This window comes from Nocardia sp. NPDC005998 (assembly GCF_040614395.1).
Taxonomy (GTDB): domain Bacteria; phylum Actinomycetota; class Actinomycetes; order Mycobacteriales; family Mycobacteriaceae; genus Nocardia.
Genome location: NZ_JBEXUI010000002.1, coordinates 185,441 through 204,480, shown reverse-complemented (window position 1 = coordinate 204,480; position 19,040 = coordinate 185,441). Strand labels below are relative to the sequence as shown.

At 65.1% G+C, this 19,040-nt stretch carries 18 protein-coding genes; 9 read left to right on the top strand and 9 right to left on the bottom strand.

The features are described 5' to 3' along the window. Window positions 1–267 precede the first annotated feature (267 nt). The 4 genes from ABZ293_RS04530 to dnaA form a co-directional block, all read right to left on the bottom strand. Window positions 268–828, bottom strand: a complete 561-nt coding sequence (locus tag ABZ293_RS04530) for a DUF721 family protein (protein ID WP_355177308.1) — start codon at window positions 826–828, stop codon at window positions 268–270. A 197-nt stretch (window positions 829–1,025) separates the two neighbouring features. Then, entirely contained in the window at window positions 1,026–2,207 is a 1,182-nt protein-coding gene (gene recF, locus ABZ293_RS04525) for a DNA replication/repair protein RecF (protein WP_355177307.1), read from the bottom strand. A 136-nt stretch (window positions 2,208–2,343) separates the two neighbouring features. Beyond that, a complete protein-coding gene (gene dnaN / locus ABZ293_RS04520) occupies window positions 2,344–3,525 on the bottom strand; it encodes a DNA polymerase III subunit beta (RefSeq protein ID WP_355177306.1) in 1,182 nt (393 codons plus the stop codon). Between the two features lie 841 nt (window positions 3,526–4,366). Then, window positions 4,367–6,349 (bottom strand): chromosomal replication initiator protein DnaA, encoded by a 1,983-nt coding sequence (gene dnaA / locus ABZ293_RS04515; protein WP_355177305.1) that lies wholly within the window; start codon window positions 6,347–6,349, stop codon window positions 4,367–4,369. 697 nt (window positions 6,350–7,046) lie between these two features. Between dnaA and rpmH the strand changes: the two genes are divergently transcribed. The 9 genes from rpmH (at window position 7,047) to ABZ293_RS04470 (ending at window position 14,250) form a co-directional block, all read left to right on the top strand. Then, window positions 7,047–7,190 (top strand): 50S ribosomal protein L34, encoded by a 144-nt coding sequence (gene rpmH, locus ABZ293_RS04510; RefSeq protein ID WP_084483849.1) that lies wholly within the window; start codon window positions 7,047–7,049, stop codon window positions 7,188–7,190. Window positions 7,191–7,211: 21 nt separating this feature from the next. Beyond that, window positions 7,212–7,643, top strand: a complete 432-nt coding sequence (gene rnpA, locus ABZ293_RS04505; RefSeq protein ID WP_355177304.1) for a ribonuclease P protein component — start codon at window positions 7,212–7,214, stop codon at window positions 7,641–7,643. After that, entirely contained in the window at window positions 7,640–7,990 is a 351-nt protein-coding gene (gene yidD / locus ABZ293_RS04500; RefSeq protein WP_354960264.1) for a membrane protein insertion efficiency factor YidD, read from the top strand. The genes rnpA and yidD overlap by 4 nt, the downstream gene beginning before the upstream one ends. Window positions 7,991–7,994: 4 nt before the next feature. Continuing rightward, entirely contained in the window at window positions 7,995–9,092 is a 1,098-nt protein-coding gene (gene yidC, locus ABZ293_RS04495; protein ID WP_354960263.1) for a membrane protein insertase YidC, read from the top strand. 141 nt (window positions 9,093–9,233) lie between these two features. Further along, the gene (locus tag ABZ293_RS04490; RefSeq protein WP_355177839.1) at window positions 9,234–9,764 is read left to right on the top strand and encodes a protein jag; all 531 of its coding nucleotides are present in this window, start codon (window positions 9,234–9,236) and stop codon (window positions 9,762–9,764) included. Between the two features lie 117 nt (window positions 9,765–9,881). Then, the gene (rsmG, locus tag ABZ293_RS04485) at window positions 9,882–10,610 is read left to right on the top strand and encodes a 16S rRNA (guanine(527)-N(7))-methyltransferase RsmG (RefSeq protein WP_355177303.1); all 729 of its coding nucleotides are present in this window, start codon (window positions 9,882–9,884) and stop codon (window positions 10,608–10,610) included. A gap of 591 nt (window positions 10,611–11,201) precedes the next feature. Next, a complete protein-coding gene (locus ABZ293_RS04480) occupies window positions 11,202–12,209 on the top strand; it encodes a ParA family protein (protein ID WP_354960261.1) in 1,008 nt (335 codons plus the stop codon). A 65-nt stretch (window positions 12,210–12,274) separates the two neighbouring features. Continuing rightward, window positions 12,275–13,291, top strand: a complete 1,017-nt coding sequence (locus ABZ293_RS04475) for a ParB/RepB/Spo0J family partition protein (RefSeq protein ID WP_355177302.1) — start codon at window positions 12,275–12,277, stop codon at window positions 13,289–13,291. Window positions 13,292–13,518: 227 nt separating this feature from the next. After that, a complete protein-coding gene (locus ABZ293_RS04470) occupies window positions 13,519–14,250 on the top strand; it encodes a GNAT family N-acetyltransferase (RefSeq protein ID WP_355177301.1) in 732 nt (243 codons plus the stop codon). A 111-nt stretch (window positions 14,251–14,361) separates the two neighbouring features. On the opposite strand, the gene ABZ293_RS04465 is transcribed toward ABZ293_RS04470, so the two are convergent. The 5 genes from ABZ293_RS04465 to sigM all read right to left on the bottom strand — a co-directional run bounded on the left by ABZ293_RS04465 (window position 14,362) and on the right by sigM (window position 18,942). Continuing rightward, window positions 14,362–15,558 (bottom strand): N-acetylmuramoyl-L-alanine amidase, encoded by a 1,197-nt coding sequence (locus tag ABZ293_RS04465; protein ID WP_355177300.1) that lies wholly within the window; start codon window positions 15,556–15,558, stop codon window positions 14,362–14,364. Window positions 15,559–15,820: 262 nt separating this feature from the next. Next, complete coding sequence (trxA, locus tag ABZ293_RS04460) at window positions 15,821–16,147, bottom strand: thioredoxin (RefSeq protein WP_354960257.1); 327 nt, start codon at window positions 16,145–16,147, stop codon at window positions 15,821–15,823. A gap of 32 nt (window positions 16,148–16,179) precedes the next feature. After that, window positions 16,180–17,166: a thioredoxin-disulfide reductase gene (gene trxB, locus ABZ293_RS04455; RefSeq protein WP_355177299.1), complete on the bottom strand. Its 987-nt coding sequence runs from the start codon at window positions 17,164–17,166 to the stop codon at window positions 16,180–16,182. A gap of 252 nt (window positions 17,167–17,418) precedes the next feature. Next, entirely contained in the window at window positions 17,419–18,255 is an 837-nt protein-coding gene (locus ABZ293_RS04450) for a hypothetical protein (protein ID WP_355177298.1), read from the bottom strand. A 102-nt stretch (window positions 18,256–18,357) separates the two neighbouring features. Next, window positions 18,358–18,942 carry an RNA polymerase sigma factor SigM gene (gene sigM / locus ABZ293_RS04445; RefSeq protein ID WP_355177297.1) on the bottom strand — a complete coding sequence of 195 codons (585 nt, stop codon included), beginning with the start codon at window positions 18,940–18,942 and terminating at the stop codon, window positions 18,358–18,360. Between the last annotated feature and the right edge of the window lie 98 nt (window positions 18,943–19,040).

The following is a 19,040-nucleotide window of genomic DNA, read 5'->3' as shown; positions in this document are numbered from 1 at the left end:
AAGGTTCGCCGCTAGTTACCCCACCATCCTACTGGTAGACCCAAGCCACAGCGCACCTACGACACCCCTAACGGCTCCGTGGATGCGAGAAATCGGTCGGCGCCGGGTCGGTTCCGCCTTCAACCGCTTTGCGTCCGCCATTCCGCCTCCCCGACCCCTTTCCCGAGCGGTGGGCAGATCGCCGGTTTCCGCATGGATCGACAGTCGAACATATATTCGACTATCAGGGTTTCACGTGGAACGACCTCGGCCTGTGACAGTGCAATGCTATCCGTAGGTGTCACGAGGGCCGCGACCCTTGATATGGCGTTCGCCCTTGCGCCAGCTCGGAGCCGCCGGACCGGTGATCTTCAGCGAGGTGACCACGCCCTGCCCAACCGCTGCGTTGATCTTCGCCAGCAGTTGCCCCTGCAGCATGCGCAGCTGGGTGGCCCACGCCGTCGACTCGGCAGCGATGCTCAGCACGCCGTCCTTCAGCGTCATCGGAGTCGCATGCGAGGCGATATCCTCACCCACCACACCGGCCCAGCGGCCGAAGACCATCCCCTCGGCGACCTTGGCCGACCAGCCCCGATTCTTCGCGATGGCGCCAGCCAGGCTCGAAAGCAGCTGTGGGTCACGGTCATCCGGCCGCGCACCGGACCAACCGGTGCGGCGCCGGGCACCGGTACGCAGCCGACGCGGCGAGGCCCGGCCCTGTCCCACCGATTTACCGCTCGCCTTGGCGGCGGCCCGAGCCTCCTCGAGCGCGCGGCGCGCCAGATCAATGCCGCGCAGTTCTGGTTCGGGATCCGATGGAGATGCGCTCGATGCTGCTCGATCGCTCACAGGTCCGCCTCTCCCTCCACGAACCTTTGCCGGCCGTCAAACCTCGATCGCCGGACCGACGGTTCTGCACGTCCCCGGCGAGTTACGAAATCAGTTGGTGCGTTGGTAGCTATGGCTTTGCAACGCATTCGCGAGCGATCTTACCGATGAACCACGCGGGCAGAAGTCCTGGCGTCGGTACGAATCGGCGTCATGGATCAGGCGGTGGGGGTTTCGACATCGGCGATTCGGGAGATCCGGCCGTCCGCACCGCCATTGGTCTCCACCCGCAGCGGTACCGCGGACAATTCCGCTGGCACGTCCTCGGGAACCGCTGCGGTAATCAGCACCTGCTCGGCCCCCGCCGCGACCTGCGCGAGTGCCGTGCGTCGGCGGCGGTCGAGTTCGGCGAAGACATCGTCGAGCAGCAGCACAGGTTCGGCGCCGGTGGCGCGCAGCAGTTCGAAGGCCGCGAGCCGCAGAGCCAGCGCGAACGACCACGATTCACCGTGACTGGCAAAACCTTTCGCGGGTGCGGTACCGAGCATGAGATCCAGGTCGTCACGGTGCGGGCCGACCAGGCAGACGCCGCGCTCCAACTCCTTTGGGCGCGCCGCCACCAATTCGCGCAGCATGATCGCCTCCAGCGCCTCGGTGTCATCGGGCAGCGGTGCGCGCGCCGGATCCAGGAACTCCGCTGGCAGGCTCGCGCTGCGATAGCCGATTGCAGCCGGACGGGATTCGGGTGCGATCGATGAGTATGCCTGTGCGAGATGGGGATACAGGTCGTGCACCAACCTCAGCCGTTGGGCAAGCAGTACGGCGGCATGGGTCGCCAGATGTCCGTCCCATACGTCGAGGGTGCTCAGTTCCGCCTTCGAGCGGGCATGTCGCCCAGCGGATTTCAATAGCGCCGAACGCTGTCGCAGCACCCGGTCGTAGTCGGATCGGACCGCGGCCAACCGCGGCAACCGGGCTGTGCACAATTCGTCGAGGAAGCGGCGACGTTCGCCCGGATCGCCCCTGACCAAGGCGAGATCCTCCGGCGCGAACAGCACCGTCTGCAGAATGCCGAGAATCTCCCGCGGTCTGCGCACCGGCGATCGGTTGATCTGGGCGCGATTCGCGGCGCCCTGGTTCAGTTCGATATCGACGCGCAGCTCGCGGCCCGCATTCACAACCGTCGCACCGATCCTGGCGCGATCCGCGCCGATGCGGATCAGCGGTGCGTCGGCGGCGACCCGATGCGAGCCCAAGGTGGCGAGGTAGCCGACCGCTTCGAGCAGGTTCGTCTTACCGTTGCCATTCGAGCCGAGAAAAACCGTTCGGCCTGGGGATAATTCGAGTTCGGCATGCTCCCAGGAGCGGAAGTCGCGCAGTGACAGCGTCCGGATGAACACCTGTCTACTCCGCTCCGGCCGTCGTCATCGCCGTTTTTCGCCGCCGCCCGGGACGAATCGGCCGCAGACCACAACATCTTGTGGTCCATCCACCGTCTGTGGACGAACTGTGGATAAATCGCATCGGTGCCGATGCTCAGCCCGGCAGCCGGACCGGCATCAACAGGTAGATGTAGGGGCTTTCCAGTGCGGCGAAGGCGCCCGACTCCGTCACCTTCGGCTCCTCGTCGCTGGCGGGCAGCAACACCGCGGGACGACTCGGTGTGGTGAAGCCGAAGGTGACCCGGTCGGCGTGCAGGGCGGAAAGCCCGTCGATCAGGTAGCCCGGGTTGAACGCGATGGTCAGCGACTCACCGCGGAATTCGGCCTCGAGCCATTCCTCGGCGCGTCCGGCATCGTCACCACCCGCCGAGAGCAGCAGGCCCTCATCGGTGAACTCCAGGCGCACCTGGGCGCCGCGCTCGGCGACCAAGGCGACGCGCTTGATGGCATCGGTCAGTGTCGAGACCTGCAGGGTGGCGATCGAGGTGTGCTCCTTGGGGAGCAATTGGCGGAACTTGGGGAATTCCGCATCGAGGAGTCGGGTGGTGGTGCGACGGCCCGCGTTCACGATGCCGAGCAGACCATCGGAGCCAGCACCACTGCCGGTACCGAGCGACAGTTGCACCGGAGCATCCGACGGGCCGAGCGTCTTCGCGGCCTCCGACAGCGTCCGGGCCGGAATCAGCACCGAGGTCTCGATATCGGTGCGGGTGGGCTGCCATTCGATGTGCCGGACCGCCAACCGGAATCGGTCGGTGGCCGCGAGCACGACCTGTGGACCCTCGATCTCGACCCGGATGCCGGTGAGCATCGGCAGGGTGTCGTCGCGTCCGGCGGCGACCGCGACCTGACCGACCGCTTCGGCGAAGACATCGACGCTCAGCTCACCGGTCTGCTCGGGTACCTCGGGCAACTGGGGATAGTCCTCGACCGGCATGGTCGGCAGCGAGAATTTCGCGCTGCCACAGCTGATCAACACCCGGGTGCCGTCGATGGCGACATCGACGGGCTTATTGGACAGCGCCTTGGTGATATCGGCGAGCAATCGGCCGGAGACGAGCACCTCGCCGGGACCGGCGACCTCAGCGGCGACGCGCATCTGCGCGGAGACCTCGTAGTCGAAGCCGGAGACGGTGAGTCCGTCCTCGCCCGCCACGAGTAGTACACCGCCGAGCACGGGAACCGGAGGCCGCGACGGGAGGCTCCGTGCCACCCATGCAACGGACTCGGCGAAATCCTCTCGGGCGACCCGAAACTTCATACTCGCCAGCTCCATCGCCCGATCTGTCCTCTCCCGGTTCCGTGATCCCTGTCGGCTCTCAGCATTGATTCTCGAAAAAGGGGTGCTGTTGCGGCCACCCAGAAGTGTGGCATAGGCGACCGACATCAAACCGTACCCGCGCGAACCAGATGAACCTAGCCCGACCCTCCGGTCACTGTTCGTAGCGATCCCGACTCTCGTATCGATGAGAAGCCATGGGGAAGGAGTACGGGCGATCTGGTGGACACGTCGTCCCCGCCCTTTCCTTGCTTCGGGTGCGGTGACCGATTCGGATGCCGATGTGCATCGACCGACTTTCCACACACCCTGTTTTGAAGAGAGATTTCTAAGAAGAAGAACTGAAGTAGTAGTAGGCACTGTGGAATCTGTGGACTGCGGCCGAATCCGCAGGTCCGGGGGCGTGGTGCCGTGGGGATGGACGCAGGGTGACTCGAGGATGAACGGGAGGGGTCTGTGGAGGTTCGGCAGTTGTCCCCCGTTCATCCTCGAGTGCTCCTCGAGTTGTTCCACTACGTACCCGTGGTTGTTCACAGATGTGCATCGAATCGTGGACAACTCGAGGAATCCTCGAGGACTCCACACGGAATCCTCGAGGATTCCACACCCCTGTGACCGAATCCGTTGCTGGTCAAGAGCTGTGGGCGGCCCGGGCTGTGGAAGCTGTTGAATCCACCCCTGTTAGCCGAGCCGCCGGACCCCTGCCGCGAGCCTGTGGACAGACCGGTGCACAACTTGGAGTTTCCTCGAGGACTCCACAAGAATTCCTCGAGGAGTCCACAGGGCATAAAAAAGCACCGCCCCAGGTCAGGGGCGGTGCACAGGGTGTGAGGGATGGTCAGCGCGAACGCTGTTTAATCCGGGCTGTTAGTTCTTGCACCTGGTCGTAGACCCGTCGCCGTTCGGTCATCTCCTTGCGAACTTTCTTCTCGGCATACATCACCGTGGTGTGGTCGCGACCGAAGGCCTGGCCGATCTTGGGTAGCGATAGGTCGGTCAGTTCACGGCACAGGTACATGGCGATCTGCCGGGCCTGGGCCAGCGGGCGGGCCTTACCCGGTCCGGTCAGCTCCTCGAGGGTGGTGTTGAAGTATTCGGCGGTGACGGCCATGATCGTCGCCGCATTGATCTCCAGCGTCGCGGTATCGGGCATGAGATCGCGCAGGACGACCTCGGCCAGCGGCAGATCCAGTGGCTGACCGTTCAGCGACGCAAAGGCCGTCACCCGGATCAGCGCACCCTCCAACTCGCGGATATTGCGTTCGACCCGGCTGGCGATCAGCTCCAGCACGTCGTGCGGTACGTCGAGCCGGTCCATCCGCGCCTTCTTGCGCAGAATCGCGATGCGGGTTTCCAGCTCCGGCGGCTGCACATCGGTGATCAGGCCCCATTCGAACCGGGTCCGCAGCCGCTCTTCCAGGGTGGCCAGCTGCTTGGGCGGCCGGTCCGAGGACACCACGATCTGCTTATTCGCGTTGTGCAGGGTGTTGAAGGTGTGGAAGAACTCCTCCTGGATGCCTTCCTTGCCCTCGATGAACTGGATGTCGTCGACCAGCAGGATGTCGGTTTCTCGGTAGCGGCGCTTGAACGCCACCTTCCGGTCGTCGCGCAGGCTGTTGATGAAGTCGTTGGTGAACTCTTCGGTCGAGACGTACTTCACCCGCATACCGGGGAACAGCCGCTGGGCATAGTGGCCCGCCGCGTGCAGCAGATGGGTCTTGCCCAAACCCGAAGCGCCCCAGACGAACAGCGGATTGTAGGCACGCGCTGGCGCCTCCGCGATGGCCACCGCCGCCGCGTGCGCGAAGCGGTTGGACGCGCCGATGACGAACGTCTCGAAGGTGTACTTCGCGTTCAGGCTCGCCGAGGAGTTCGACGGGGCCGGGTTCTCCTGTGACTTGGTGAAGTAGGTGGGCCACGAGTTGCGGACGTTGACGACCGGCTCGTCATCGTGGGAGTTGTCCGAGATCGGCTCGCGGACCGATTCGTGCGCGGCCGCGATCGCTGAATCGCCATTCGGCCGCGCTTCCCGCACGGGAGCCGCTTCCCGCATCGACGCACGACCCGGGCCACGTCCCGGCTCTGGTGCCGGTTCCGGATTGAACAGTGATTCCTGTCCGGGCGGGACGGAATCACGCCGGGGCGGCAGTCCGGATTCCCGGCGGGGCACGGGCGGCGCGTCCTGTCGTTCGCCATTGACCGGGCCCGGGTAGTCGCCGCGCGGTGAGTAGTCGTCGGTCGTGAACTCCCCGGCGGTTTCGTATCCGGGCACCGGCAGATACTCCGGCGGGCCCGCGTACTCGGATGCGGACTCGTAGTCCGGCGCGGCCGAGTATTCGGGTCCGCCCGAATACTCCGGCGCTGCCGAGTAGTCGTTGGGCTGTGCATAGCGCGGCGGCGAATAGTCCGAACGTCCGGGATAGTCCGGGGCGGGATATCCGGCCGGGCCGCGGCCGCTGTCCCGGCCGCGCTCCGGCCGACTCGTCATTCTGGCGTGGCGCGGATTGTTGCCGGGGCGTTCGGTCGGCTGGGTAGCCGGTGCGGCGATCCGCACCCCGAGGCCCTCGACCTGGGGACCGAGACGACGGCCGAGGGAGCGCAGAATGGGTTCACGCAGATCGCGTTCGATCGCCTCCTGGGCCAGCGAGGATGGCACCGAGAGCAAGGCGAAGCCCTGCGCCACGGTCAGCGGCTTGACCAGTTTGAGCCAGGCCTGCTGCGCCCGCGAAACCGGCGGGATGGCACCATCAGGCGAGCCGGTGGTTAGTTCGGCGACCACCTCGGGCCACACCGTGGCCAACACGTTCTGCTCGTCGTCCATGCAGTTTCCTCCCCGGAGAAGTAGGCGATAGGAGCAGACGGTCGGGGCATGCGGAGTATCAACCGTGGATAGGTCGATGTTGTGATTCCGCGTACGTCCGTAACCGGTTCGGACGCTGCCCGGGTCCCCCATCCGGGCGGCGGCGTGGCACCGTCGGCCCTACGAATATGCCACTCCAGGGGTCTTTCCACACAATTATCCACAGATGTGGAGAACCCTGGGGAAATGTGAAACGAGGTTGCGCTCCGCCGTTATATGGCCTGGACCTGCGATTCTGCAGCAATCTTCTGGCTACGCACGCTAGTGGGCGGAGCGGCCGACGACTAGGGGTGTGGACGAACTCACGATTATACCCAGGATGCGTGACTCCAGCTCACGCTCGCGAGCGGACAGTGGAACCGATGGGCCGAGTTTGACCCGTACTTTGCCGATCAGTACCCTCGTACAGTCACCCCTTGGTGCGGTGGCGGTCCTGTGCTGACCGTTTCGATTGGCGGCGCTCGCGGTGCCCTCCGTGGTTACGCAAGCTGCCTCCTCCGGGCCCGTCGCTCACGCCGCTGGGTCAGGTCGTATCGACCTCGTGCGCCAGGACCGACGCGCATCGATGATGACCAACTCGCGATTCATCGCGCACAGACGTATCACCGAACAAACTTTGGGCGCCGAACGGTGCCCACCTACTCGAGGAGTGTTGACCGTGGCCAAGGGCAAGCGGACGTTCCAGCCGAACAACCGTCGTCGGGCGCGTGTCCACGGCTTCCGTCTCCGGATGCGCACCCGCGCCGGTCGCGCCATCGTTTCCGCGCGTCGCAGCAAGGGCCGCAAATCCCTCACTGCCTGATCTTCGCTCTCGGACGCTCGGGTGTTGCCTGAGCCGTATCGGTTGCATCATCGTGCCGACTTCTCCCGGACGGTGCGCCGCGGCCAGCGAATCGGGAGGCGAGATCTGGTCGTACACGCGCTCGTGCGCGGGTATGACGGAGTCATGGGCGCGAGTGCACGACAGAGCGATGCGGCAGTGGCCGGATCGTTGGTCCGCGTGGGCGGTCCGCGGTTCGGATTGATCGTCAGCAAGGCGGTGGGCAACGCGGTGATTCGACACCGCGTCGCCCGCCGCCTGCGTCATATGTGCGTCAAGGTGGTCGCCGAGCTGCCCGCCGATGCCGATATCGTGATCCGTGCCCTGCCCGGTGCGGCGACCGCGGATTCAGCGGAATTGCTCCGCCAGCTGCGTGCTGCGCTGCGCAAGCTCGATATCGCCCGTCCATCGGCTACCGTGGCCGGTGCGGGATGAGTGCGCGCGCCACCGTTGCTCGGCTGCCCGCGAACACGGTGATTTTCCTGATCGAGCTGTACCGAACGTACGTCTCCCCCATGCGCCTGCCGGTGTGCCGTTTTACCCCGACCTGTAGCGAATACGCGGTGACCGCGTTACGCACCCGCGGCCTGTTCGTCGGCCTCGGATTGACGGTCGTGCGATTGGCGAAATGTGCACCCTGGCACCCTGGTGGGTGGGACCCCGTTCCGGAGCGCAAGAAGCGCGGCCGGAACGAGGCAGCCGCCGACCCGGAGTCGGCGCCACACGCTTGTAAAGGATCACCGCGCGCGGTGATCGGCGACACGAACGACGGGAGTGCATAGAGCCGTGCTCGACTTCATTTATTACCCGGTGTCCTGGATCCTCTGGTTCTGGCATCGGGTCTTCGGGTTCGCGTTCGGCGCGGACAACGGACTCACCTGGGCACTCGCCGTGGTGTTCCTGGTGTTCACGCTGCGCCTGGTGCTCTACAAGCCGTTCGTCAAGCAGGTGCGCACCACCAAGCAGATGCAGGAGCTACAGCCCCAGATCAAGGAGCTGCAGAAGAAGTACAAGAACGATCGCCAGAAGATGGCGACCGAGATGCAGAAGCTGCAGAAGGACCACGGCTTCAACCCATTGATGGGCTGCCTGCCGATCCTGGCGCAGGTGCCCGTCTTCCTCGGTCTGTTCCATGTGCTGCGCTCGTTCAACCGCACCGGCACCGGCATCGGCCAGCTCAGCATGTCGGCCTACGACAACGCGCATACTCCGAACTACGTCTTCAGCGCCGCCGACGTCCAGTCGTTCCTGAGCGCACGCATCTTCGGCGCACCGATCTCGGCCTACATCACCAGTCCGCCGAGCCAGCTGCAGGCGTTCGCCGATTACGGCGGCGTGCCGACCAAGCTGAGCATCGCGCTCGTCTCCATCCCGCTGATGGTGATCGCCGGTCTGGCGACGCATTTCAATGCGCGTGCCTCGGTCGCACGGCAGAGCCCGGAGGCGGCGGCCAACCCGCAGTCGGCCATGATGAACAAGCTCGCGCTGTGGGTCTTCCCGCTCGGTGTGCTCGTCGGTGGTCCGTTCCTGCCGATCGCCATCCTGCTCTACTGGGTCTCCAACAACATCTGGACCTACGGACAGCAGCACCTCGTCTTCGGCCGCATGGCGAAGGAAGAGGAAGTCAAGAAGCAGCAAAAGCTGGAGCAGCGCGCACAGAATGCGCCGAAGCCGGGTGCAAAGCCGGTCAATGTCAAGAAGAAGCAGTCTCCGTCCGACGCGACATCCGTCGATGCCGGTTCCGATGCGGCCGTTGATGCGGTCGAAGGGGCGCCGTCGACGAACGGCACCGCGAAGTCTCCCACCAAGGCGGGACAGCGGCGCGCTAGCGGTCAGAAGCGACCGGGCAACCGTGGGCGACCCAACCAGAAGCGACGGCGCTGACACATCGCGCGTCCACGGGATCTCTGAGCAACCCTGTTCGCGTTCTCCGATCGGCCCGTCGCCGGTCGCGCGCGATGAGCAGATGAAGGAAATCAAATGACTGTTGAAACCGACGGAGGGGACGCCACTGTGGCGACGACGATGGTGAGCGACTCGGCCGGTCGCGATGCCGATGCAGGAACCGAATCCGCCGACGCCGCGAACGATGCCGAGGAAGCTCTTATCGAAGAGGGTGAGATCGCGGGCGACTACCTCGAGCAGTTGCTCGATGTGCTCGACTTCGACGGCGATATCGATCTCGATGTCGAGGGCGATCGCGCCATCGTGAGCATCGATGGCGGCCGGGATCTGTCGAAGCTGGTCGGCCGCAACGGTGAAGTGCTCGACGCGCTGCAGGAGCTGACTCGCCTGGCCGTGCAGCAGGCCACCGGGGTGCGCAGTCGGCTGATGCTGGATGTGGCGGGCTGGCGGGCCAAGCGTCGCTCGGAGCTGAGCGCGCTCGGCACGGCCGCCGCGCAGCGGGTCCTCGAATCGGGTAAGCCGGAGCCGCTGGCGCCGATGACTCCCTTCGAGCGCAAGATCGTGCACGACGCCGTCGCCGCGGTCGATGGAGTCAGCAGCGAGAGCGAAGGCGTGGAGCCGAACCGGCACGTTGTCGTGGTGCCTTCCTGACTCCCGGATTGTGATTGGATAGGGCCTCTAGTCTTCGGACCGGGGGCCTTCTTCATGTCTCGGATGCTCGCCCCTCCCCTGCCCCACCGCCGCACTGAACGACTCGAGTTCGGAAGGATGTTTCACGTGGAACGAGATCTCGGTGGAATCACCGCGTTGCCGGATGAACTGGAGCCCCCGGCCGCGGCCGCGGTGGTATTCGGCGACCGGCTGGATCTCGCGCGCCGGTACTGCGCGGCCCTCGCCTCGGCCGGAGTTGAGCGCGGGCTAATCGGCCCGCGCGAGGTGCCTCGGCTCTGGGATCGGCACATCCTCAACTGCGCGGTGGTTGGTGAGTTGATGGCCGAAGGTGCGACGGTGGTCGATATCGGCAGCGGTGCCGGGCTGCCCGGTATCCCCTTGGCGATCGCTCGTCCGGATCTCCGGATCACCTTGGTCGAGCCGCTGCTGCGCCGCACCATCTTCCTGAGTGAGTTCATCGAATCGGCCGGTCTCGATATCACCGTCGTGCGCGGGCGGGCCGAACAATCGGGCGTGATGAAGGAAGCGGGCGGCGCGGATGTGGTGACCTCCCGTGCCGTCGCCCCGCTGGCAAAGCTGGCACTGTGGTCCCTGCCGCTCCTGCGCGACCATGGACGGATGCTCGCACTGAAGGGAGTCAGCGCGGCCGAGGAACTCGAGCGTGATGGGGAGGCCTTGGCGAAGGCGGGCGCGGGGAATGCGAAGGTTCTCGAATGCGGAGCCGGACTCGTCTCCACTCCCACTCTGGTGATCAGCGCCGAGCGGCTGCCCCGAGGCGGACGTCCCTCGCGGCGTGCGGGCAAGTCGGCGCGGAAGTCGAAGTAGCGCCATCCGATTCGAGTCGGCCGCAGTGTTTCATGTGAAACAAGGCGGTCGGGTGGTTCGGATCGAGATGACGCCAAACGCCAAGCTTCACGTGACGTTTCGAACCTGGTGTCATTGTGTAGGGAAATCGATGACCCGGATTGCGCCAGCCTGATCGGGCGTGAGAGCGCCCTGCGCCCCGACGCCTCCGACGCTTGGGGGAGGACCGGCATGGCGCGGAGAAATGCCCATGTTTCATGTGAAACAGGATCCGGGCGTCGATCCGGGACTTCATGTTTCATGTGAAACAGCGATTCGGGCGCGCCAACCTTGTGTGCGACAGCGAGATTCAACACAGATTTGCGTGTCCTTTGTGCGATGCCGCGATTCAGCTTTCTAATCGCGCGAAGTGCTGGCAAGCTAGTGAGCGTCGGGCGTGAGCGTTGGTGCCACGGAGGGATGTGGGTGTCACAGCGGCGAGAGCTCCGCTCGGTCGATCGGGCGCCGCGGTCCCGATTGAGCATCATGTTCGATCCGACACAGCTATTGATGACACGGCGCCAAATTCGGTCGGGTGCACGTGATCTGAGGTTCTCGCGTTAGGAGCTGTCTATGTCGAGCGGTCCGGCGAATGTTTCACGGGAAACTACGTCGCGCGTGCCGGGGATGCTGGACTCCAGCACCTTCGATGCGGAGGCATTCGGAAGCACACCGTTCGGGCACATCTCCCCCAGTGAGACCCCGATAGCAGCCGAAGCCCAACGTGCCAGCCAAATACTGCATCCAGGAAAGGTGACAGTGCCGAAACCGCACGAGCAACGGATCATCACCATCGCGAACCAGAAGGGCGGCGTCGGTAAGACGACGACAGCGGTCAATCTTGCGGCCGCGCTGGCGCATACCGGGATGACGGTTCTCGTGATCGATCTGGACCCCCAGGGCAATGCCAGCACCGCGCTCGGTATCGAGCACCACTCGGGCGTTCCGTCGAGTTATGAACTCCTCATCGGCGAGGTGTCGGTGCGGGATGCGATCCAGCAGAGTCCGCACAGCGAGCGCCTGCTGTGCATTCCGGCCACTATCGACTTGGCCGGTGCGGAGATCGAATTGGTCTCCATGGTGGCCAGGGAGGGGCGGCTCAAGGCCGCCATTCAGGAGGCCAATATCGCCGGGTACGACATCGACTACGTGATGATCGACTGCCCGCCGTCATTGGGTCTGCTCACCGTCAACGCGATGGTGGCGGCGAAGGAGGTGCTGATCCCGATCCAGTGCGAGTACTACGCGCTGGAGGGTGTCGGGCAGTTGCTCCGCAATATCGGTCTGGTGCAGGCGCATCTGAATCCCGAACTCCATGTCTCCACAGTGATTCTCACGATGTACGACGGCCGGACCAAGTTGGCCGATCAGGTCGCCGAGGAGGTGCGCGGGCACTTCGGTGATGTGGTGCTGAAGTCGGTGATCCCGCGCAGTGTGAAGGTGTCCGAGGCGCCGGGCTACGGCATGACGGTGCTCGATTATGATCCAGGCTCCCGGGGCGCGATGAGCTATCTGGACGCCGGTCGTGAGATGGCCGCGCGGTCGGTGGTTCGGCCCGGTGCGGCAGAGCGGGCGCAGTGATCCAACGGGATCACATGATTGATCGGGTCGAGTGTGGTGGCGAACAACGAAAGGGTCGGTAACCGATGACTCAGGCGAAGAAGGGCGGCTTGGGCCGCGGGCTTGCCGCATTGATTCCGACGGGGCCCGCGGCCACACCAGGTCTCGGTGCCACACCCGGGCTCGGCAGTGCCGCGGCCAATGTCGTCATCGGAATCGACCCGATCGGGCCGCAACCGGCATCGGCATTCCTGCACCGTGTTCCCGACCCCAGCGATGAGCAGCTGTCGGATGGCGGCGCGACGTATCGCGAGATTCCACCGGAGCAGATCGAACCGAACCCGAAGCAGCCGCGCCAACACTTCGAGGAGGATGCGCTCGCCGAACTGGTGCACTCCATCAAGGAATTCGGTCTGATGCAGCCCATCGTGGTGCGTCGGCTGGAGCCGGAGGTGGACAAGTATCAGATCGTCATGGGCGAGCGGCGTTGGCGCGCCTGCCAGGAGGCCGGGCTCGCGGCCATTCCGGCCATTGTCCGCGAGACCGCCGACGATGCGATGCTGCGTGATGCCCTCTTGGAGAACATCCATCGGGTGCAACTGAATCCACTCGAAGAGGCGGCCGCCTATCAGCAGCTGCTCGAGGAATTCGATGTCACCCATGAGGAATTGGCCACGCGAATCGGTCGATCTCGACCGGTCGTGACGAATATGATTCGTCTGTTGAAACTGCCGATCCCGGTGCAGCGCCGGGTGGCGGCCGGTGTTCTCTCCGCCGGACACGCCCGCGCACTGCTCGGCCTCGAGGCAGGCGCCGACGCCCAAGAGGTGCTCGCCGCCCGCATCGTCGCCGAGGGATTATCGGTCCGGGCCACCGAGGAAGCCGTCACCCTGGCGAACCGGGATCCGGATAAGGCCGCTCCCCCGGCGGCCCGGCGTAAGCCGATTCATATGCCGGGGCTGCAGGATGTGGCCGAGCGGTTGTCGGAGTCGTTCGACACTCGCGTCACCGTGAGCCTCGGCAAGCGGAAGGGCAAGATCGTCGTCGAATTCGGTTCGGTCGAAGACCTCGAGCGCATCGTCGGCATGATGCAGCAGCCGTAGCTCGGTACGTGACAGAAGTGGCAAAAATAGCCCTGTGTTTTCGGTAGGCACGAGATCGACGTCGAAACGTCACTGTGACGGCGCGGGAAAACGGCCTCCGGACAGGCTCCTTACCAACAGCACAGCGACGTGGAGTGAGGCGGGTTCGCATTGATCGCTTATTCTTGCTGGCGAGTGAAAACAGCGTGAGTGTGGATGAATCGGACAGCTGGAGGCTGAGCAGAGCGGTGTCGACCAGCGTCACAGCACTAACCCTCGGCGGACTCGACAGGCTGCCCGCGCATGCGCGTCGTTGCGTGTTCTGGGAGATTGATCCAGCCCTCGCGGCGACGTCCCGTGAATTCAGTGATCCGGTCTTCGAGAAGGAGGCCTGGCTCTCCACCGTCATGCTGGAATGGGGTTCGTGCGGTCAGGTCGCGAACGTCGACGGCAATGTCGCGGGGTGTGCGCTGTATTCGCCACCGAGCGCCGTACCGCGCGCCGCCCTCTTCCCCACCTCTCCGGTAAGCCCGGATGCGGTCCTGCTGACCACGCTGCGGGCCGAATTCCCCTACCAGGATGCCGACATAGCCAATCGGCTCATAACGGCCGTGGTGGCCGATCTGGTGCGCCGTGGTGTGCGTGCGCTGGAGGCCTTCGGGATTCGCAAGGATCCACCGACGACGGCGATGTCGGATCGTTCGCTCGGGTCGATGCGATTGATGGAACGGATCGGTGCCCCGGTCCGGGATGCGGCCTCGGCCGGTTCGGCGACCGAATGTTCGCCGGAGACCTGCATGATCGAGGCCGACTTCCTGGAGGACGTCGGCTTCGAGGTGGTGGCACCGCACCATCGGTTCCCGCGACTGCGCTTGGAGCTCAACTCCGATCACGGCTGGAAGGAAGATGTGGAGCGGGCGCTGGACCAGCTGCTCGCCGCCGCCTCGCTGACGGTTCCTTTCCGCGTCGGAGCGACCTGAGGCTTCCCGGATTCAACAGTGCGCCCCTGCTGACGGATGGTCGGCAGGGGCGCACTCGTATGTGAGCTATTGATCAGTAGATCGTAATGGATTGGATCAGAATCTAATTCACTACATGCGGTCGGCCGCGGCGAGCTCCTCGGCCAGTAGTTCGGCGAAAGTGTATGTGCCCGTTGGCTGATCGTCCTGCCCGAGCAGATAGAGCCGCTTCACCGAGATGAGGATGGCTTCGGCGATCACATCGCGCATTCGGGGATTGGTGAGCACCGAGGCGTCGTATTCATTTGTCAGATAGCCGATATCGACCTGCACGGTCGGCATCTTGGTCAGCCGCAGCAGATCCCAGGTGCGTGAGTGAGTTCGGCAGTCCTGCAATGAGGTTCGCGCGACAACCTCACGCTGGATGAATCCGGCGAGCACCTGGCCGATCATCGACACCGAGCCGTGCGAGTTACCGAAGTGGAAGCTCGCGACACCATTGGCAGACGGGCTCGGATTGGTCGCGCAGCGCAGCGAGATCATCAGATCGGCGTCGAAGGCATTGGAGGTGTCGGCGCGCTCGGCGTCGGTCGGATTGGCGCCCCACGGCCGCGACAGGAAGGTCTCCATGCCGGTGGCGGCCATCCGGCCCTCCAGCCTGCTGGCCAGATCCCAGAGGATCTCCGACTCGTAGACGTCGCCGTACTCGGTCGGCACCGCGAAACCCTTATCCGGGCCGCCCAGACCGGGATCGATGACGATCCGCTTACCGGTCAGTTGCGGACCGGCCCGGTGCACAACCTCCTCCTCGGCGATCCGGTGTGGATTGCCGCCGGTGACGCGCGCGCCGAGCAGTTCGAGCGAACGTAGCGTGTCCGGGCCGCAGATACCGTCCGCGGCCAGGCCGATCTCCCGCTGGAATGCGGTGAGGGCGTCATGGGTGTGCGGACCGAAGTAGCCGTCGACCCGGTGCACGTAGAAGCCGAGGTCCTGCAGCCTGCGCTGCAGGGTTGCCACATCGTCGCCGTAGAGTGGCGCGGAGAGTTGGTAGATCAGCGTGCGGGCACCCAGTCGGTAGGAGGCTTCCTTGAGCGCCCGGTACGTGGCCGGTCCGACGACGCCGTCGACCAACAGTCCGCGGTGCTGTTGGAAGGCGCGAACCGCCGAGTCGAGCTGGCGATCGAACGAGGCGTCGATGTCCTTCCAGTACTCTCGCGCATCAGTGTGAACGGTTGCGGCGGAGTGCGTATGCAGGAACCCGAGACTTGCCAGGGTGCTCCGAACCTCGGCGACGGCTGGACCGGTATCGCCGTGACGAAGTCGGTGCATGCGTGAGAGCCCTTTCCTTCCGTCAACCCGGGTACCCACTCATGCGATGGCTACACACCTTCGCACGACCGGAGGTCGGTCGATTGTCTCAGACCCGGACCGGAATTCAGCAATTCCCGGCGTCCAGGCATCCTACGGCGCGTCGTCGAATGACGGCGTTGTTTGGACGTGTCCGTGTTCAATCTGCGGCAATCGCGGGGCCCTTGTGGTTACGCAGGCTACCGCCTCCGGGCCCGTCGCTCATGCCGCGGGTTATGAAACGTCAGATAATGCCGTCGAGTTCACGCAAGAGGGCGGCTTTGCCCTTTGCTCCGACGATTTGCTTGACCGGCTTACCACCGGAAAACAGCATCATAGTGGGCAGCGAAAGGATCTTGTAATCGCGGGCGGTATCCGGATTGGCGTCCACGTCCAGCTTGGCCACGGTGAGCTTGTCCGCGTGCGCGCCCGCGATCTCCTCCAGTACCGGGGCGACCATCTTGCACGGACCGCACCAGTCCGCCCAGAAGTCGACGAGGACAGGCTTCTCGCTGAGCAGCACGTCATCGGCGAAGGACGCGTCGGTCACGGTGACCGTGTTCTCGGACATGGATATCTCCTTGTAGTGCAGAAGTGATGAGATCAGTTGGCGGGCACGGCAACTGGGTTGCCGGCGTGATCCAGGGTGTTCGCGGTGATATCACCCTGTTCGGCCAGCCAGCGCTCGGCGTCGATCGCGGCGCGGCAGCCGGTGCCCGCGGCGGTGATGGCCTGGCGGTAGGTGTGGTCGACCAGATCGCCCGCGGCGAAGACGCCGGGCACCTTTGTGGCCGTCGACGGGTGCTCCACCTGCACGTAGCCCTCGTCGTCCAGCTCCACCTGGCCCTGTACCAGCTCGCTGCGCGGGTCGTGACCGATGGCCACGAACAGGCCGGTCGCGGCGAGTTCGGAGGTTTCGCCGGTGCGGGTGTCGCGCAGTGTCAGGCTCGTCACGCTGGTATCGCCGTTGACCTCGGCAACCTCGGCATTGAGTACGAACTTGATCTTCTCGTTGGCCTTGGCGCGCTCCAGCATGATGCGCGAGGCACGGAATTCCTCCCGGCGGTGCACGATGGTCACGCTGCTGGCGAACTTGGTGAGGAAGGTCGCCTCCTCCATCGCGGAGTCGCCGCCGCCGACCACCACGATGTCCTGGCCCTTGAAGAAGAAGCCGTCACAGGTGGCACAGGCGCTGACGCCGCGGCCGAGCAGCTTCTGCTCACCGGGGACGTTCAGATAGCGGGCGGCCGAGCCCATGGCGAGGATCACGGCGTAGGCCTGGTAGGTCTCATCGCCGACGGTGACCGTCTTGATCGGGCCGCTCAGGTCGATGGCGTCCACATCCTCGGTGCGGATATCGGCGCCGAACCGCTTGGCCTGCTCGCGCATCTCCTCCATCAGGTCCGGGCCCATGATGCCCTCGCGGAAGCCGGGGAAGTTCTCGACCTCGGTGGTTGTCATCAGCGCGCCACCGAACTGGGTGCCCTCGAAAAGCAGGGGCTGGAGTTCGGCACGGGCGGCGTAGACGGCGGCCGTGTAACCGGCGGGCCCGGAGCCGACAATGATCAAGTCGCGAACTGCGGTGCTCATGTGACCCTTCCGAGGGAGACTGCATTAGACGTGTCGGTCAACAACAGGGTAAACGGTGTTGTTCCCGCGGTTGCGCCCGCTTCCGGCGGCCGGACAGTGGGCTATGACACGTGACGATTGGTTTCGGATGTGTAGGGGAACTCCCGGGGCACGCCCAGCGCTGAACCCATCCTTCGACCGCCGGTCGACAACGCAATTGTCGTGGCATTTACTATGCCGCCGAAGGTTCGGGGAGGCAGCGGAGCGCACTCGCTAACCGATATCGGTGCGTGCCAACTGCTGGGGATCGTCGGTGCCGCAACCGATTCCGACGACCAGTGCGGTGATCTTGTGCGGGCGTGGGCCGGTCAGCAGGATCAGGACGGCGTCCTTGCCCTGGAAGGTGGTATTGGTCGAGCCGAGTACGGTGCGGTCGAGGCCATTGGCGTGTACGCAGCGATTCAGCGCCGCCGGGGTGCCGAGCGCGCCGGTGACATCGTTGCGGCCGAGTGCGCTGAGCGCGACGGTGGCGTCGAATTGGTCACCGAGTTCGACATTGCCGGTGGTCGGCTGTGCGGTCGGCGTGACCTCGGGCCCGCGCATGGTCACCACCACCACGGCCGCGCAGGCCGCGGCCGCGATGACGGCCGCGGCGGCGAGCCAGCGGAGTCGGCGCGGGCGACGGTCCGCGAGCGGGATCGGTGCGGTGGAGGTTTCCACGGGTATCGGGGGTGCCTCGGAAACCGTTGCGTTGTTGGTGGATTCGGGCCACCCGGTGGCTAACGTTTCGGGCCATGTGGCGGCCGCGGGCAGTTGGTGGATGGTCGCGACCCGCTCGGTGGGCTCCTCAGCCGGGTCGAGGCCGTCTACGAACTCTTCCAGCCGGGCCGCGATATCGGCGGGCATCGGGTGGACGATGCGCTCATCGCGGCCGAGGTTGCGCAATTCGGCGCTGACGTCGTCGAGCGAACTCAGGAAGCGCAAGGCCTCCGGATCGCTGCGGACCGCGGCCCAGAGCGGTTCGCTGAGTTCCGGCGCGACATTGTCTGCGTGTAGGTCGGCGAGCAGTTCCGGCGAGAACGGAGGCTGCGGAACGGATCGCGTCGCCATCGCACCTCCATGGTCCTCGAGTCGACATCGCGGGAGCCCGCACGGCGCGGGCACAGCATGTACATCGTCTGGTTGTCCGTCAGTATTAATGACGCAGCTCAGCTACTTCCGGTTCCCCGGATCACGCAGAAATTCCAAACGTTCTTGCAGCCGCTGCCGACCGCGCGCGCATCGGCTCTTGATCGTGCCCTCGGGGACGCCAAGCAGCGCCGCCGTCTCGGCGACACTACGCCCCTCCAGTTCGACCGCGACGAGCGCGGCTCGCTGATCCTCGGGCAGCGTGAACAGGGCGCGGTCGATGACCAGCGACATCTCCAGCTCGGCGATATCGTCCCTGGTGTCCTTCGGTTCCGGCATGGTCTCCGCCGACAGCGATACCGCTCGGCGGGTCTTGTTGCGCCGGATCCGGTCCAGGCAGGCGTTCACCACGATGGCGTGCAGCCAACTGCGCACCTCGGCCTCGGCGCGAAAGGAGGCGGCGGTGCGGTGCGCGGACAGCAGGGCGTCCTGCAGCGAATCGGCGGCGTCCTCGCGCGTGTAGGAGGTGCGCAGCGCGGTCTGCCAGAGGTGGTCGTTATGGCGGCGCAGGAGTTCGGCGAAGGCATGCCGCTGGCCACGCACATGGGCTTGCAGCAGTTCGGCGTCGGTGAGCTCTTGCGGGACGAACGAACGTTCACGAAACACCACAGGCCGCGCCTTCCCCCCGTGGGAATCGTCGATCAGTTCGGACGGCAAAACCAACCCCTTGGACAGCTCTCGCTGCGACGACGGACGCGATCGACCAT

What these genes read in the sequence shown, in the direction of transcription:
- trxB (WP_355177299.1), bottom strand. Translation starts at nt 17,166, where the DNA reads ATGAGCACCGCAGTTCGCGACTTGATCATTGTCGGCTCCGGGCCCGCC.
- ABZ293_RS04450 (WP_355177298.1), bottom strand. Translation starts at nt 18,255, where the DNA reads ATGGCGACGCGATCCGTTCCGCAGCCTCCGTTCTCGCCGGAACTGCTC.
- ABZ293_RS04490 (WP_355177839.1), top strand. Translation starts at nt 9,234, where the DNA reads ATGGTGAGCGACTCGGCCGGTCGCGATGCCGATGCAGGAACCGAATCC.
- rsmG (WP_355177303.1), top strand. Translation starts at nt 9,882, where the DNA reads ATGTTTCACGTGGAACGAGATCTCGGTGGAATCACCGCGTTGCCGGAT.
- ABZ293_RS04480 (WP_354960261.1), top strand. Translation starts at nt 11,202, where the DNA reads ATGTCGAGCGGTCCGGCGAATGTTTCACGGGAAACTACGTCGCGCGTG.
- trxA (WP_354960257.1), bottom strand. Translation starts at nt 16,147, where the DNA reads ATGTCCGAGAACACGGTCACCGTGACCGACGCGTCCTTCGCCGATGAC.
- ABZ293_RS04475 (WP_355177302.1), top strand. Translation starts at nt 12,275, where the DNA reads ATGACTCAGGCGAAGAAGGGCGGCTTGGGCCGCGGGCTTGCCGCATTG.
- dnaA (WP_355177305.1), bottom strand. Translation starts at nt 6,349, where the DNA reads ATGGACGACGAGCAGAACGTGTTGGCCACGGTGTGGCCCGAGGTGGTC.
- ABZ293_RS04465 (WP_355177300.1), bottom strand. Translation starts at nt 15,558, where the DNA reads ATGCACCGACTTCGTCACGGCGATACCGGTCCAGCCGTCGCCGAGGTT.
- dnaN (WP_355177306.1), bottom strand. Translation starts at nt 3,525, where the DNA reads ATGGAGCTGGCGAGTATGAAGTTTCGGGTCGCCCGAGAGGATTTCGCC.
- yidD (WP_354960264.1), top strand. Translation starts at nt 7,640, where the DNA reads ATGAGTGCGCGCGCCACCGTTGCTCGGCTGCCCGCGAACACGGTGATT.